At 46.0% G+C, this 15,706-nt stretch carries 12 protein-coding genes and 1 pseudogene; 1 reads left to right on the plus strand and 12 read right to left on the minus strand.

What is annotated here, in order from left to right:
- Window positions 1–239 precede the first annotated feature (239 nt).
- The 8 genes and pseudogenes from MH215_RS09600 to recQ all read right to left on the minus strand — a co-directional run bounded on the left by MH215_RS09600 (window position 240) and on the right by recQ (window position 10,057).
- Complete coding sequence (locus tag MH215_RS09600) at window positions 240–587, minus strand: hypothetical protein (RefSeq protein ID WP_239289909.1); 348 nt, start codon at window positions 585–587, stop codon at window positions 240–242.
- Between the two features lie 170 nt (window positions 588–757).
- Window positions 758–1,207 (minus strand): hypothetical protein, encoded by a 450-nt coding sequence (locus MH215_RS09605; RefSeq protein ID WP_239289910.1) that lies wholly within the window; start codon window positions 1,205–1,207, stop codon window positions 758–760.
- A gap of 126 nt (window positions 1,208–1,333) precedes the next feature.
- Window positions 1,334–1,858, minus strand: a complete 525-nt coding sequence (locus MH215_RS09610; protein WP_239289911.1) for a DUF1643 domain-containing protein — start codon at window positions 1,856–1,858, stop codon at window positions 1,334–1,336.
- 190 nt (window positions 1,859–2,048) lie between these two features.
- A complete protein-coding gene (locus MH215_RS09615; RefSeq protein ID WP_239289912.1) occupies window positions 2,049–2,717 on the minus strand; it encodes a hypothetical protein in 669 nt (222 codons plus the stop codon).
- A gap of 740 nt (window positions 2,718–3,457) precedes the next feature.
- A complete protein-coding gene (locus MH215_RS09620; RefSeq protein WP_239289913.1) occupies window positions 3,458–3,946 on the minus strand; it encodes a hypothetical protein in 489 nt (162 codons plus the stop codon).
- A gap of 165 nt (window positions 3,947–4,111) precedes the next feature.
- Window positions 4,112–5,103, minus strand: a pseudogene (locus MH215_RS09630) (tyrosine-type recombinase/integrase).
- Between the two features lie 378 nt (window positions 5,104–5,481).
- On the minus strand, window positions 5,482–7,527 hold the full coding sequence (locus MH215_RS09635) for a B12-binding domain-containing radical SAM protein (protein WP_239289916.1): 2,046 nt from the start codon (window positions 7,525–7,527) through the stop codon (window positions 5,482–5,484).
- 649 nt (window positions 7,528–8,176) lie between these two features.
- Window positions 8,177–10,057: a DNA helicase RecQ gene (gene recQ, locus MH215_RS09640; protein ID WP_239289917.1), complete on the minus strand. Its 1,881-nt coding sequence runs from the start codon at window positions 10,055–10,057 to the stop codon at window positions 8,177–8,179.
- A 411-nt stretch (window positions 10,058–10,468) separates the two neighbouring features.
- Between recQ and MH215_RS09645 the strand changes: the two genes are divergently transcribed.
- Complete coding sequence (locus tag MH215_RS09645) at window positions 10,469–10,990, plus strand: hypothetical protein (protein WP_239289919.1); 522 nt, start codon at window positions 10,469–10,471, stop codon at window positions 10,988–10,990.
- Between the two features lie 196 nt (window positions 10,991–11,186).
- Here the strand turns inward: MH215_RS09645 and MH215_RS09650 are convergent, their stop codons facing one another.
- From MH215_RS09650 to MH215_RS09665, 4 genes are all read right to left on the minus strand, one after another.
- A complete protein-coding gene (locus MH215_RS09650; RefSeq protein WP_239289921.1) occupies window positions 11,187–12,296 on the minus strand; it encodes a glycosyltransferase in 1,110 nt (369 codons plus the stop codon).
- A 258-nt stretch (window positions 12,297–12,554) separates the two neighbouring features.
- Window positions 12,555–13,301, minus strand: coding sequence for a class I SAM-dependent methyltransferase (locus MH215_RS09655; RefSeq protein ID WP_239289922.1), 747 nt, complete (start codon window positions 13,299–13,301; stop codon window positions 12,555–12,557).
- Window positions 13,288–14,685, minus strand: coding sequence for a nucleotide sugar dehydrogenase (locus MH215_RS09660; RefSeq protein ID WP_239290784.1), 1,398 nt, complete (start codon window positions 14,683–14,685; stop codon window positions 13,288–13,290). Before MH215_RS09660 ends, MH215_RS09655 begins: the two co-directional genes overlap by 14 nt.
- 25 nt (window positions 14,686–14,710) lie before the next feature.
- Window positions 14,711–15,700, minus strand: coding sequence for a polysaccharide biosynthesis protein (locus MH215_RS09665; RefSeq protein WP_239289924.1), 990 nt, complete (start codon window positions 15,698–15,700; stop codon window positions 14,711–14,713).
- Window positions 15,701–15,706 lie beyond the last annotated feature (6 nt).

Raw genomic sequence — 15,706 nt, forward strand, 5'->3', positions numbered from 1 at the left:
TTTTGCTCATGACTATCAACTCCTCTGTTTAAATAGTTTTTACATCATGTTGTCTCAAATCTAATAATTTTTGTGTTTGAACCTGGTCTTTAACATGTTCTTAACAGAGGTTTCTGCTAACATTCCTGTATTCACGACTCGACGCATGTCGAGTGTCCGGCGAATGCCGGACCAAGGACGAATGTCCGCAGCGTGAATATTATGTTAGATGATGTTACTGTCTTCTTGATCTGCTTCCACTACTTATTCTTGTCCACAAAATCTCTATATTTATCATGTAGTTGTATTCCGTTTTTTATAGATTCTCCTGTTTGTTTATCTACAACATCAAGCTCAAAATCTAAATCACTATACCCATCAAGCATTTCTAATATTGAATACATGACTTCTTCTATTAATTCTGATTGAATGTCTTTGAACTTGTCTGGGTTAATTACTTCCCCTATCGTCTTATATTCTTTTTCAAATTCAGTCCACGACATTTTTGATCCCTTATGTAAGCATGAAGAGGATAGATCACTATAAGTTTGTTTAATGTTTTCGAGCTGCTGAAAAAAATCTTTTAATTTATTGTCATTGGAATTCACTATAATGACTCACCTTCTTTCCATTTAATACTTTTCAGTAATTTCATCTAACGTTCCCGTATTAACGACCCGACGTATGTCGGGTGTTCCAGCGAATGCTGGACCCAGGGCGTATGCCCGCAGCGTGAATATTATGTTATACGAAGGGACCTTGAATTACTTACAAATGTTTAAGATAAAAGTTTTTGAATGCCCTTCAAACTCTCTTTTAATTGGTTTAAAAATTCACTGTCGTAGTCAAAAGACCCCTTTAATGTCGTTTCTATTAATCTGTTTTTTAAATATCTTCTGTTCATAATCGAATAGGCAATTTCATAATGCCCCATTTTTTGATCTACAAAAGTCATTTCAAATTCCTCAGTACTCATTGCTTTCAAATGGATCAGTTTGACTTCGCTATTTTCAGCTTTTAAAAGTCCTTCCATAAAGTTATAGAGTTCTTCATGATCGATCCAGATCTCAACTTGCCCAGCAAACTGATCGTCCTTAATATGTACCAAGTAGTTAATGGATTTAGATCGTTCTAATTCAATATCTTTAAATGAAAAAAGGATGTGTGACTTTTTATCTTCGGACTGAAGAAAAAAATCGTATGGATCTAATGGTTTATTGAATATCACTCGCTTCGGTCCTTTCGTATAACGTTCCCGTATTCACGACCTGACGTATGTCGGGTGTTCGGCGAATGCCGAACCAAGGACGAATGTCCGTCGCGTGAATATTATGTTATATGATGTAGCATGCTCTTATGAATAATTAATAAGTTCTAATTCACCTAATCTACTTGGATGTCTACCTTTACGTTTTTGTTTGTCAATAAAGCACTTTATTTGCTTTGGTTTTTCTTCTATATTTATACTATTTATAATTTTATTCACTTGAAATTTTCTTCTTTTATATTGTTTTTCATTAGAGCCCCATGCAATTATTAATAAATCAATGTTTGGGATTGCCTTTTTAATCCACTTATCATTTTCTCCTCCAGTATTATCTACAGTACTAACAAGAGCCGAATGTTTAGTAGCTACTAAAGCGAATAAATTGACTACTCTTAGAGTTGTATAGCCTTCTTTAAGAAGCATATTAAATACTCTCATTATAGATAAATCTAATTTGTATTCATCGGCATAACTAGGATTTAACATAATAATTGTTGCGATTTTCTCACCTTGTTCAGCTTTCTCTACGGCACTCTTTTCCAAATAATACCTGTAGCGTCTATTGGCGTCAGAGTAGACAGCTTTCGTTTTAACAGTCCCTGTTACTTCCACTTTTCAACTCTCCTAAAATATATATAATCTAATGCTATTTCATATAACGTTCCTGTATTCATGAACCCCAACGGGGTTGTCTTCTGAAATTCTTCTCCGAAATCCTTCCCGAAGACCAAGGCTCCGTTAGGAGCCGATGCTTGAATATTATGTTATAAGATGTTGGCGCCTTCATTGAAATACTATAATATTATTCTTCTTTTTGAATTTCTGCTTTTTTCTCCTTATAGCAAGTTTTAAAAAGCTGTTGTAATTTTGTATATATCTCTTCGTAAATATCTTTATCTCCGTTAACATTAATTAATCCAAGTGGTGCATATCCTTCGCCTTCTTGTAATACTGGAATTGTGTTATGATATTTTTTGGGTAAAGGATATTTTCCTATCCATAATGAATGCTCACTAGCTCTCCTCAAATAACTTATTTCATTTTCATTTAAACTAATTCTGATTTCCTCTGTTACAATTTCATTGTACAAATTCATCAGAGTTATTAGGTCGTGACCGGATCCTTTCCAATCAACTACTACTTTACCATCCCTAATATTTTCATTTGGGTTTACAATGAAATACATTCCTTTCAAAAGGCATTCTAAACTATACCCACACAACATCATCCATATTGATCCAAAACTTTGTCTATAGAAAAGTGACTCATCTTCCTCCTCATCAACATTTATTTGACTTACAAGAGTATCTACTGCACTTTTAAATTCTTGATAAATTAATTCAGAAGCAAGTTTCAATTCATAAGATTTCATTTCCCAATTCACATAAAAATCATTTAAATTATTGAAATTGTCTTTCCAAAAATCATGAACTTGTTTTGAGTTAGGATTGTATCTAAAATCAGAAAACAATTATTATTCCTCCAATTGTACTTCTAGTTTTAATTGCTTGGCGCCGATTTCTCATAACGTTCCTGTATTCACGACCCGACAATTGTCGGGTGTCCGGCGAATGCCGGACCAAGGGCGTATGCCCGCAGCGTGAATATTATGTTATGTGTTGCTTCTGTCTTCTTGGGTTACCCTCAAAGGTTCCTTCATCGCCGGGCATACTCCGGTTTCGAGTCCACTTCGTCTGCTTTACTCACCGCCGGGCATGCTTCGATTCCGAATCTACTTCGTCTGCTTTACTCACCGCCGAGCGTGCTTCGATTCCGAATCTGCTTCGTCTGTTTTACTCACCGTCGGGCGTGCTTCGGTTCCGAATTTGCTTCGTCTGCTTTACTCACCGCCGGGCGTGCTTCGGTTCCGAATCTGCTTCGTTTGCTCTACTCACCGCCGGGTGTGCTTCGATTCCGAATCTGCTTCGTTTGCTCTACTCACCGCCGGGCGTGCTTCGGTTCCGAATTTGCTTCGTTTGCTTTACTCTCGCTGGGCGCGCTTCGATTCCGAATCTGCTACATTAGTTTGATCATCTCTTTAACAATTCTCAGCTTTTAAATTGCTCTTAAATCTGCCCTTCAGAAGTTACACATAACGTTCCTGTATTCGCGACTCGACGCATGTCGAGTGTCCGGCGAATGCCGGACCAAGGACGAATGTCCGTAGCGTGAATATTATGTTATCTGCTGTTTCTGCCTTCTTCGATCAATCTAATCAGTCAGTAAGTCTTTCAATAGCCACTCATTATTATTTCCATCTTTAGAAACAAACCAAATATGACTATACTTTTTTGGCTTGTATATTTCATTTTTGTATTTAAGGAAGTCACTCATCCCATATACAGGAGAAGCATTCCTGACTAAAAGCGCTACAGGATAAACCACATCATACTTATCTATCTTTTTTTCCTTTTGCTTTAACAATTCATTAAGAGTTTTTATATAATGTGTTGAGCTTTCTAATCCGTGAAATTCTTTATCAGATCTTCCTAATAACATTTTAGCTTCTTCTGAGTCATAAAATAAGTGAGTTACTTCTACGCCTATAAAATCGCCCTTTATATTCTTTAAAATATAGTCTGGACATTCTTGTTTTTCTACAACTTTTAAATCTTCTTGTCGGTTGAAATTGTATATGTCTATAAATATGCTAATAGCAGCTTCTTCTAAAGCAGATTTTTCATCGTTGTGATTTCGCATTTTTATTCTCTCCTACTATGTATTTGAGAAATTGCAGATAACATCTAATTTATGTACTTCTTAAATACCACATGTCCTGGCTGATATCCGACTACGTATATGATACCCCAAGCACTGGTATTTGCGAAGAAGAATTTGGCGAAAAAGGTAGATTTATAGCAACACTCAATCTCCCAGATCCAGACGATCCAGCGGGCTCTGAATACGCTGAATATTCTTGGTACTCACATGCGTATATCGCTGGGTTGTTCGTGCACTCGTGTGACCAAGCAGCTCTTGGATATAGCGCAGGTCTGTTCCGTTTTCCAGTAAATGCGTGGCGAAAGAGTGTCGTAAGACATGAATACTAACCTTTTTCACAATGCCTGCGCGTTGTCTAGCTCCTTCAAAAACCTTTTGCGCACTACGCTTGGTCAGATGCCGATCCGAAGATTGTCCCGGAAACAGCCATCGCTGGGGTTTATACTCGCTTATGTATTCCTGCACAATTTCCCAAGCTAGATGGGAGAGGAGCGTTCTTCGATCCTTCTGGCCTTTCCCTGTCTTACAATAAGCGTCTGGCGCTCAATATCCAGATCGCTACACCGCAGACGAACGACTTCACCTACACGAAGGCCAGACGAATACGTGAGAAACAGAATCGTTTTATGCTTGAGATTAGTTACGGATGTGAGTAATTGAGCTACTTCTTTTTCAGACAATACTTGTGGCAACTTGGTCTGCTTCTTGGGACGAATATACTGGATCTCTGTAGGATGATGGAGTACATGTTTGCAATAGAAGCGAATCGCGCTGATCGTCTGGTTTACACTAGAATGTGAGATCCCTCGCTCAAGCAAATTTAAACAATACGTTTGAACTACTGAAGTAGTTACGGCTGTACTTTCAATTTGGCAGATACTCAGAAAGCGTTCGATCTGTTTACAATAGGCTTTGATCGTTTTGCGACTGTATCCTCGTAATGTTAATGCCTGCTGTAATGGCTCTTTGCTCCATGCACTGCTCTCTTTGCTAGCTTTCCATTGCTGTAAATCCTCACTCTCCACCCACAACTCTGGAGCAATCTGAACATCATTTGGATTAAATTGATTCATAAATTCCTGTATAGCAGATGTGGTATAGGGGATGAACCATACTTTTTCTTTCGCTTGCCACATTCTGCCCGTGATCCGACGAATTCGCTCAATATGTGCAGGGCTATACGGGATAGAAATGTGCAATACCTCAGCAGAACCTTTTGATATCGTAATCGTCTCTTGGTCGTAGCAAGTTCACTCATAGGAATCTCTCCTTCGTTTGGATGGATTAAGTTGGGCTAACGTTCTGAAAAACAAAAAGGAAGGCCTTTCTTCCTCCCCTAGGGAATCAGACGACCTTCCGATGCTTTCGGAACATATATGCTGTTGTAAAAGTAGAACGGAGCGCGGCTTGTGCAATACCAAGCCGCGTAAGGGTGAGGTGCTGCGCTCAATGGGCAGCACCTCATGGAGATGCACCGCGTGAATGTTCGCGGTGCACATCCCTGCCGCTGCAACCTACATAGCAGCGGCTTCTTCTCCCAGCGGCAGCGTGTAATACTGCGCCTGCTGCCCTTCATGCTGCTGGTATACAACGACCAGCAGCGTCCGACCTTTCGCGGCAAGCGGGCTAGCGCCAGCAAGCACCCGCTCAAGCCGGAACGGAAGCACGTCCAATACGGCGTGCTTCTGCAGTTCCTTTTCGCCGAGACCAAGGTCGGCGAAATCACGGGCATCCATGACCGTCTGTGCGGTCATGGCCGAGGTCATCGGCAACGCACGCGAAGCGTTGCCGTCACCCCCGTCCGCCGCTCCATCCGCGGCGGACAAAGCCCCTGCGGCGCGCGCTGCATGCGCCGCAGCATCCACGCCATCACTGCCGATCATACCCGCCGCATTTGCGGCAGAGTCTTCCCCGGCAGCAGCCGAACTTCCCACAGCGGCACTCGCACCCGTGCCGCTGCTTTCCAGCCATGCCGAGCCTGCGGCACCGGCAACACGTGGCAGACGAACGTCTTCCGGACGTTCAGCCAACGTTTTCATATAACCCGCCCACTGGTCTTTCTGGAGTACGTCATCCCACCAGATTTTGCGTGGTTTGTACTTGTGTCCGAGGAAATAGTCCAACTTCATCAGACCAAGCACAATATCCATATGCGGCGTATTCCGCGACTCTAGGAAGCTGTGCAGGCGGGTGAATAGATCCTCCAATTGGTGACCAATCTTCTGCCAGCCCTGACCTTCCCAGTAATCCCCGAATGCTTGGAAGAAATCAAACGGCGAGTTGAATTCCTGCTCCATCAGATACTTCAGCGTATGATCCATCCGGTGTGCGTTCCAGTATTTCTCCAACACATCCTCCAGACGCTTCAAGCGCACGATATCGCTGAACGGCAACACATCACTGCCCAGAATCTCATATGGCGCGTGATCCATATACGTATAGTTGTACTTCTCTGCATCCAGACGCAGACCCGTACCGCGCAACATTTTGAGGAATCCGAGCTGAAGCTCTTCTGGCCCCAGAGCAAATACATCGTTAAACGTCTTACGGAACGTATTGTAATCTTCCTCCGGTAGTCCGGCAATAAGATCCAGATGCTGATCGATTTTGCCGCTGGCTTTTACCTTGTTCACCGTACGGCTCAGCTTGGTAAAGTTCTGACGGCGTTTCACCAGTTCATTCGTTGGATCATTTGTGGACTGTACCCCGATTTCAAACCGGAACGTGCCCGGCGGCGCATTCTCTGCCAGATAATCGAGTACCTCAGGACGCATAATGTCAGCGGTAATTTCAAACTGAAACACCGTCCCCTGATGATTCTCAATCAGGAATTTGAACATCTCCAGCGCGTAATCCCGCTTAATGTTGAACGTCCGGTCTACAAACTTGATCAGCTTCGCACCCTTCTCAATCAGGTACAGAATGTCCGACTTCGTCCGCTCGATATCGTAATACCGCACGCCGACCTCAATACTGGACAGACAGAACTGACAGCTGAATGGACAACCACGACTCGTTTCAAAATAAACAACCCGCTTCCCGAGATCCGGGATATCCTCTTCAAATCGATGCGGTGACGGCAGATCGTTCAGATCCGCCTTCGGGCGTCCTGGCATGAGAATGACCTCTTCCCCTTTGCGATAAGCCAGCCCGTATACAAAGTGGAACTTATTACTGCTCGTAAGCTCCGTCAACAGCTGATGCAGCGTCTCTTCGCCTTCACCCATAACGATGAAATCGACATTGGAAATCCGGTTCATCCAATATTCCGTATCGTAGGATACTTCCGGGCCACCCAGCAAAATTTTCACGTCAGGCATAACCTTTTTCAGATTATCAATGACCTTAATCGTCTCTTCAATGTTCCAGATGTAACACGAAAATCCAATCACATCCGCACCACGCTGGTACAAATCAGACACAATATTCATGACAGGGTCTTTAATCGTATACTCCGCGATATCAATATCAAAATCCTTCTCACTGTACGCCTTCAGACAACGCAAAGCCAGCGAGGTATGGATGTACTTTGCATTTAATGTAGAAAGAATAACCTTCATGGTTCACAACCTTTGCCTGGACACCCAGACCATATTTTTTTGGGAAAAGTAAAGCTCCACAGCCATCCAAGCCCATGCCTTCTCATAGAATAAACCTGTACCGCTATCTACACCTTCGTTGCACTTGCACGACTAAATATACATATACCTCAGCTTCCATAGGTATCTATTCCACACCTCATGGACATATCTGAATTTTGTCTTTCAAAGAGTGGACACACTTTTTAAAAAGACACCCTTCTCTCAGCCTCATCCAACTACAACATATAGACCAATCAACAACGAATCAAACTACATACTGTACACCCTTGGGTTCACGCTCTCGATCGACAATGTCCACCTTATGAAAGACATTCTTTCTCCATTTGTCCATCACCCAGGGACTGAAATCAAATAACCAACTTACATACAAACTCCGAATACCGAGCCTGATTAACAAACTCAAATATCAAGCTCATTCACCTCTATGCCCGCTAGATCGCTAGATCACTAGATCATGCAGTCATACCTCATCCCCGTGCTCTTACTCTTACTCTTACTTAGAACTGTTGCATTCTCTTGATTACTCATTTATCCACCGAAGCAATACCAGGAGTATTCATTTATCGATCCAGCAACTTGAGCAGTGTTCATCTACCAATCCAGCAACTTACTCATACTCGTAAAAGGCATCATCATCCGTGTCAACCTCTTCGCCAGACTGCTTCTGGAAAAATTCCAGGAACGGTAATCCGTACTTACGGTACTTGACCTCACCGACCCCTTTAATAGTCAGCATGTCACGTTCTGTCTTCGGACATACCACACTCATCTCGCGCAGCGTTGCATCATTGAAGATGATGTAGGACGGCACATGTTCCTTCGCTGCCAAGTCACGCCGGATTAAGCGTAGTTGCTCAAATACCGTTTCGTTAACCGCAGACGGCATCGCATCCCGACCACGACGTCCACCATAGTTGGTACCCGAAGCTGTAGCTGCCGTCTTGCGCACCACACGCTGCATCACTTCACGCTGCCCTTTGAGCACTTCCACCGCTAATGGCTGCAAACGCACCACTGGATACTGCCCCTCAGACAGCATCAGATAACCTTCGGATACCATCACGTTGATGATCTCCGCAATTTCACGCTCCGTGCGATTGCCCATCACACCGTATGTTGGCAGGGAATCGAAGCCGTAATCCAGCACCTTTTTGGCACGAGAGCCCTTGAGTACCGAAGCGACCAGAGATACCCCATACCGTTCACGCATACGATGAATGCAACTGAATATTTTCTGTGCATCAATCGTCATATCTACTAACTCGCGATCATCCGTACAGGAACTGCAGATGCCGCAAGGCTTGTCCTCATGCACCTCACCGAAGTAGTCCAACTGCGCACTGCGCAGACAACGTGTTGTATAACAGTAATCCACCATCTGTTGCAGCTTCCGATAATCGTTTTGCTTCCGGTCGCCTTCCATCGGATTCTGTTCGATCAGGAATTTCTGGGTGATAATATCCTGTGCACCGAATAATAAAATACACTGACTCGGCTCACCGTCCCGTCCGGCACGGCCAGCTTCCTGCACATATGCCTCCATATTTTTCGGCATGCTGTAATGCAGTACGTAACGCACGTTGGATTTATCTATCCCCATGCCGAAGGCATTCGTTGCCACCATCACGCGGATATCATCGTACAAAAACTGCTCCTGGCTCTGAGCTCGATCATCGTCTGTCATACCTGCATGATAACGTCCTGCTGGCAAGCCTGCATGCAATAAACGTTGATGTAGATCATCCACGTCCTTACGGGTCGCGGCATATATAATACCTGGCTCACTCTCATGCTCGCGCGCGTAGTTCAGCACAAAATCCTTCTTGCTCTCACCGCGCAGCACGCTGAACGCCAGATTATCCCGCCCAAGTCCGGTCACGTATGTCTGCGGATCCTGCAAACGCAGCAGCCGCAGAATATCGCCCATAACCTCGGGCGTTGCCGTCGCCGTAAAGGCCGCAACCACCGGCCGCTCCGGCAAACTATCCACAAACGGTGCTACCGCCAGGTAGCTTGTCCGAAAATCATGACCCCACTGTGACACACAGTGCGCCTCATCCACAGCCACGCACGAGATGGGCAACTGCGCCATCTCATCGCGGAACCAATCCAGCTCCAGTCGCTCCGGCGCGACGTAGAGCAACTTCAGATCACCGCGCTGCGCTGCGCGGACACGATCATTCACTTCTTTGCCGCTTAACGTACTGTTGATATAAGCGGCGGCAATACCCGCGGTCGTCAGTGCATCGACCTGATCTTTCATCAGTGAGATGAGCGGGGAAACGACCAGCGTCAGCCCCGGATATAACAGAGCGGGAATCTGGTAACAGATCGATTTACCGCCCCCGGTTGGCATAATGCCCAGCGTATCCTCATATTCGAGCAGGCTGGATACGATTTTTTTCTGGCCCTCGCGGAAGTCGGGGTAACCATAATATTTTTGCAGGAGACCCTGCGCTTCTTCTAAAGTAGGTGCTTGCACACTCATGTAAAGACTCCTTACTTGTCACCGGTGTTCTTCCACCAGCTTGGTCCGATCCGATTCTGACATCCGAACACGGCACCATTGCCGTATCCTTGACAACAAAATGGCGTTCTCATGACTTGTCCGTCAAGCAAAACGCCGCTCCCTTTAGTTTAACGGGACAGACCCGAATGAGCAACCGCGTTTTCATGTCTAACGAATCTTCTCAGTTCCAACATATATCATACGGATGAATCTCGTTTCTTTGAATACCTCATTACTTAACTCGTACCACTTTGAATTAGGATAATTTTAACTTATTTGTAATCATTAAATTACTCTCTATGCTATCATTATTACAAGTTTTTAGTGTGAACTGAACTCATAGCTTAAACTTGCAAACGATATGATCTCTTACAAAGGAGACTTGATCCCATGACTCAAAATGCGTCTGGTACTCCCACGACCAACATACGTAAACCCTGGATACGTAGACATCCTATTCTGACTGCATTTCTGTTCTTATTACTGATTCTCTTCGCTTCCTTCATGCTTCGTCCATACTTCTCGACATTCGATCGTTCTGAACAAGGCCACCTTGGTTATTCAATGCCTTCACGGAACGGAGAGTATGTAGCCGAAATCTATGGTGTTCCTTACGGTGGTGCGGGTGCGGGGGGAGTAACCATCTGGGTCGATGTTCGGTCAACCGGAAACGGATCTGCTGGTGCAGACGCCAGTTTTGTGAAAACCATCTATCGCGCTAAACATCGCGGAGCTAACCACCTTGAATGGGAAAATGAAAAAACGCTCCGGATTGAAAACCGGAACGAATATAATGATGACAGCGTAACGCTGAATATTGAAGAGGACATCTATGATGGATGGAACTTTGCATGTAAAAGCCTGCGTATGAAAGGTGAATACGTGCGTTGCCTCTCTCCTGAGAAGCAGTAGTAGCAGGGATGCTTAAATAATTTTTTTCCTTTTGCAGTACAACGAGATCAAACGATTAGAGCAGACATTCTAGCACGTAGCTTACTCATTAATCACGGCCTTGTGCTTGTTTTTTTCTCCACTTTTGGCTCTTCCTTTTCTCTTCCTTTGCTCTTTCTCTGCTCTTGCTCTACGCTTTCCTTCCCTCTACTCACTGTCAGTCCTGGCGAGGTGCAGATGTCGTCTGACGCACCATCGTTTCCAGCTTCTCTCGATTACTGAGCAATCCGGGATCAGTCGGCACATATGCCAGCGCCTGAATATTATGCTTAAGCGCCTGTTCCCAATGTCCCAATTGAGCATACGACAAGGAGAGCCGGGCATGAGGAAGCCAGGTTCGACATGCTGCTGGTACGGGGCGGAACCCCGGATCACGAGTGCCTACATCTAGGGCTTGCATATACCAATAGATTGCGGTCATGTGCTCTTGACGCTCTTGAAAACAAGACGCAATCGCGCAGCAGAAGTCTGCATGAGGCAGGTCAAACTGGAACGACTGCAATAAGGCACGAAGCTTATAACTCGGCTTGCCCAGCCGTTCATAACATTCCGCGAGCCGCGCGCAGGCGATTAATCGATCCTCGCGATAACCCTGCGGCTCCTGCAGCAGCTTCTCGTAGCCTTGCAACGCAGCCCGGTAGCGCTTGCGGTCATAACATTCGCCTGCATAATAGAACAGCAGGCGACCCTGGGCTACGCCCTCTTCGGCGATCCATTTGCGCAGGATGCGCACGTTACGCGCCGAATGATTGCTCGCTTCGCGGCGGTGCGTAACGGCAATGTCTGCCGTCATGACCCCGCTCCGCGGAAAGCTCAGCTGCTCGTGCAGCCGGCCATGCCAGCGGCACCCTGCGCTGCGCTTGACCAGGCGGTTCCGGCGGTCCGTCACTAACGGACTTGCCTCCGCCCCCTCGGCCAGCGTGTAGTTCAAAACCACAGCTTCCGTCCTACCATCTGACGGAAGCTGCTCTTTCAGTGCTTGAAGCTTCGCCTGATCACCCGGCAACAGCACATCATCTGCATCCAACCAGAGGATATACTCCTGCGTGGCCTGCTCGAATGAGTAATTACGAGCAGCAGCAAAATCATCCTGCCATTCATATGTGTAGACTTGGTCGGTATACTGCGCAGCCACATCCATTGTTCGGTCAGATGAGCCTGTATCAACAATGATGATCTCATCCACGATTCCACTCACCGAATCGAGACAACGTGCCAACGTGCGTTCTTCGTTCTTCACGATCATACATAGACTGATAGTGATCACGGATTAACCCCTTCCTTGCCCCTACACCTTATGCGATGAAGCATCTTATTCAACGTTCGTGATAACTTTCATATTCCGAGTTGTTACCCTGGAGACTTGCCCAATTTTTCAACATAGCCTCCGGTTGTACATCCATTCTATAAGTCTCCTTGGTGCAGCTTAGCTTGATATATCGTACTCTCCCTCTATACTTTTTGTGTCCGCCTTATCTTACATCTCTAACTGTTCTTACTATCCTTACTACTTTTACTGTTCTGACTACTGTTTCTCCGCTTCTTGTTTGCGCAGACGCTTAACCTGTTCAACAGCATTGTCGAGTGCCTTCTTCCGTTGATTCATCAGTCGTAGGTGGCTCCGTTCAATTTCAGCAAAATGCGCATAGTCCAGTTCCATCCATGACTTCATTTCACTTGGCGTAGGGGACATATATGGATTCACTTCACAGCGTCTACGTGCAGCGCAGCATAGATACTTATGATGAACCTCCAGCTTCACCACTTCGAAATATGGGAGCAGACACATCGCAAGCTTGCCTGCATAGAAGGTCTGTTTATGATCATGAAACGGATGATATCCATAAGGAACTGTCAAGACTAACGTTCCCTTTTCATGCAATAATCGATGGATCTGCATTAATAACTTCTCGGGATGTGCGAAATGCTCTAACACTTCTCCAAGCAGTACCGTGTCGAAGACAGCCCTTTCCTTCCACTGCGTAATGTCCATCAGCCGGAAATCCACTTTACTTCGCACAGGCTTCGATTCCTTCGCCAGTTCTTCCTTCGCAAACCTGATGCTCTCTTCCTCTAGATCAATGCCGGTTACCCGAAAGCCTTCACGCGCTAGCAGTATAGAGGTAATCCCCTGACTGCATCCGATATCCAGCATTCGCTCACCTGTCGCTTCCCGGCACATCCAGTGAATACGTGTCCTCGTTGCTTCATGAGATTCTTCTGAATTAATCTCACCATAGTACCGCTCATTCACCCGGTCATGATTCGCCATCGCTGTCTCCAACTTGTTCGGGCGAGTGGCTAGTAGACATCTTCTCTATTTCAGTAGGGATCCGTGCATAGACTGGCTGTCCAAGCACCACAATGTTGCCCCCATGGATGCCTTGGGTAGCATTACGGGTGTCGAAGATGCGTTTCGCGTGGTCAGCCATCTCTTGATAATCAAATGCGCTATGATCCGTTGTGATGATCACAAGATCCGCCCATGCCCATAGTTCAGGTGAGGCTGGCTGAGCTTGGATAATCGTACCGTCGTCCTTGCGGAAGACAGGCACCATCGGGTCTGTGAAGACGACCTCTGCTCCCGCTGCACTCAGCAGTCTGAAGACATCCAGTGCGGGAGATTCACGCAAGTCATCAATATCTTTTTTGTACGCCATACCTGCCAGCACAATCCGTGCATCCTTTACGAAAATTCCACTCTTCATTAACAATTCCACTGCCCTCGCCACCATGCGCTCCGGCATCTCCCGGTTCGTTGCATCGGCTAGTTTGATGAATTGCAGCTCCGACCCCTGTCGCTCTGCCGCCCAGGATAGATAGATTGGATCAATCGGAATACAGTGTCCACCAATCCCTGGCCCGGGGTAGAAAGGCATATATCCAAACGGCTTCGTTGCAGCAGCGTCCAGCACCTCCCAGATGTTCACGCCCATCTGCTCGCATGCAGGTGTAAGCTCATTCACAAGGGCAATGTTCACGCTGCGAAACGTATTTTCGAACAGCTTGGCGGTCTCAGCTACGGTGGTAGAACTCACCGGCACAATTTCATTCAAGAACGAGCCGTAGAACGCTGTTCCATAGGCTAAACAGGAGGCTGTAGCACCTCCGATGATCTTCGGTGTATTTTTCACCCCATAATTCACACTACCTGGATCGACCCGCTCAGGAGAATAGCAGACATGAAACTGCTTGCCCACTGTCCAGCCTGTGGCCGCTTCAATGGGATGCTTCACATGTTCCTCCGTCGTTCCCGGATACGTGGTACTCTCCAAGATGATGAGGCTTCCTTGCTTCAGGTGAGGAGTTATGCCTTCGACTGCTGCGGCGATATATGAAATATCTGGTTGATGACCTGGCGTTAGTGGTGTTGGTACACAGATGACAACGATATCCGCCTTAGCGATTGCCGTATAATCCGTTGTTGCCGTGAATAATCCTTCTGCGGTTAATGACTGCACCACTTGATCCTCAATACCAATCACATAGGAATCTCCCGCTCGAAGTCTCGCAACCTTGAGTGTATCAATATCAATGCCATGTACTCGATAACCAGCCTGCGCCATCTCCACCGCCATCGGAAGCCCCACATAACCCAGCCCAATGACAGCAGCAAGAAGGGAGCGGTTGTGTATGCTGTCTTGCAATCCTTCCATCTCCAAACGCTCCGCCTCCCTTCTATTAATTGATAAAGCCGCCTGCACGCAAAAACTGAGCTATCGCTTGTTTGTTCATCATGGCAGTGTCTGACCGGTATTCGGAAAGTGTGACACGAGGCAGGCTGCTGTACTGATCTTTCAGGCGCTTGTCCGGTTCCTGCGGCAATATGACATAATATTGCGTATCATACTTATAGGTTCGAGGTGATTCGAAGGGTGAGATGAGCACTTCATGTAGTTTCTCGCCAGGGCGAATGCCTGTAACCTGGTAGTCAAAAGATGGGCGACCTGCCTTCTCTAACATGACCGAGGCTAGATCGGTCATCTTGCAGGCTTTCATTTTCATCACAAATGTCTCGCCGCCTACCGCCGCCTCAGCCGCCTTAAGCAGCAAATGTATCGCTTCTGTCCGTGTCAGAAAAAAGCGAGTCATGCCTTTGTCCGTAATGGTAAGCGTCTTGCCCTCATCAATCTGACGACGGAACAATGGCACAACACTGCCGCTTGTTCCTAACACATTGCCACCGCGGATGCAGACAAATCGTGTATGCTCACTCAGCCCATTCGCACGAATCATCATCTTCTCACCGAGCGCCTTGGTCATGCCATATACATTGATTGGATCGACCGCCTTATCGGTGGAGACATCAATCACCTTAGGAATCTTCATACGAATGGCTGCTTTAATGATATTCTGTGTGCCAATGACATTGGTTTTGAAGGCTTCATCCGGCTGGTCTTCACATACAGGTACATGCTTCAGTGCGGCCAAATGAAAGAGAACATCCACATTCCGGCACGCTTCCTCCACTGCTCCATAATCCCGAATATCTCCGATAACAAAGCGTAGCCTTGCATCATGACCAAAATCACGTTGCATCGCAATCTGAGCATACTCATTACGCGACATGATGCGAATCTCAGCCGGATCCTGTTCCAGCAGTACTTCGGTCAGCTTCTGTCCCCAGGAGCCTGTTCCTCCAGTGATCAAAATGATTTGTCCTTTAATCATGCAAGA

This window comes from Paenibacillus sp. ACRSA (genome assembly GCF_022346845.1).
In the GTDB taxonomy this organism is placed as follows: Bacteria; Bacillota; Bacilli; order Paenibacillales; family Paenibacillaceae; genus Paenibacillus.

Coding starts and splice junctions, on each gene's coding strand:
- MH215_RS09645 (WP_239289919.1), top strand. CDS start 10,469: ATGACTCAAAATGCGTCTGGTACTCCCACGACCAACATACGTAAACCC.
- MH215_RS09660 (WP_239290784.1), bottom strand. CDS start 14,685: ATGGAAGGATTGCAAGACAGCATACACAACCGCTCCCTTCTTGCTGCT.
- MH215_RS09655 (WP_239289922.1), bottom strand. CDS start 13,301: ATGGCGAATCATGACCGGGTGAATGAGCGGTACTATGGTGAGATTAAT.
- MH215_RS09620 (WP_239289913.1), bottom strand. CDS start 3,946: ATGCGAAATCACAACGATGAAAAATCTGCTTTAGAAGAAGCTGCTATT.
- MH215_RS09635 (WP_239289916.1), bottom strand. CDS start 7,527: ATGAAGGTTATTCTTTCTACATTAAATGCAAAGTACATCCATACCTCG.
- recQ (WP_239289917.1), bottom strand. CDS start 10,057: ATGAGTGTGCAAGCACCTACTTTAGAAGAAGCGCAGGGTCTCCTGCAA.
- MH215_RS09665 (WP_239289924.1), bottom strand. CDS start 15,700: ATGATTAAAGGACAAATCATTTTGATCACTGGAGGAACAGGCTCCTGG.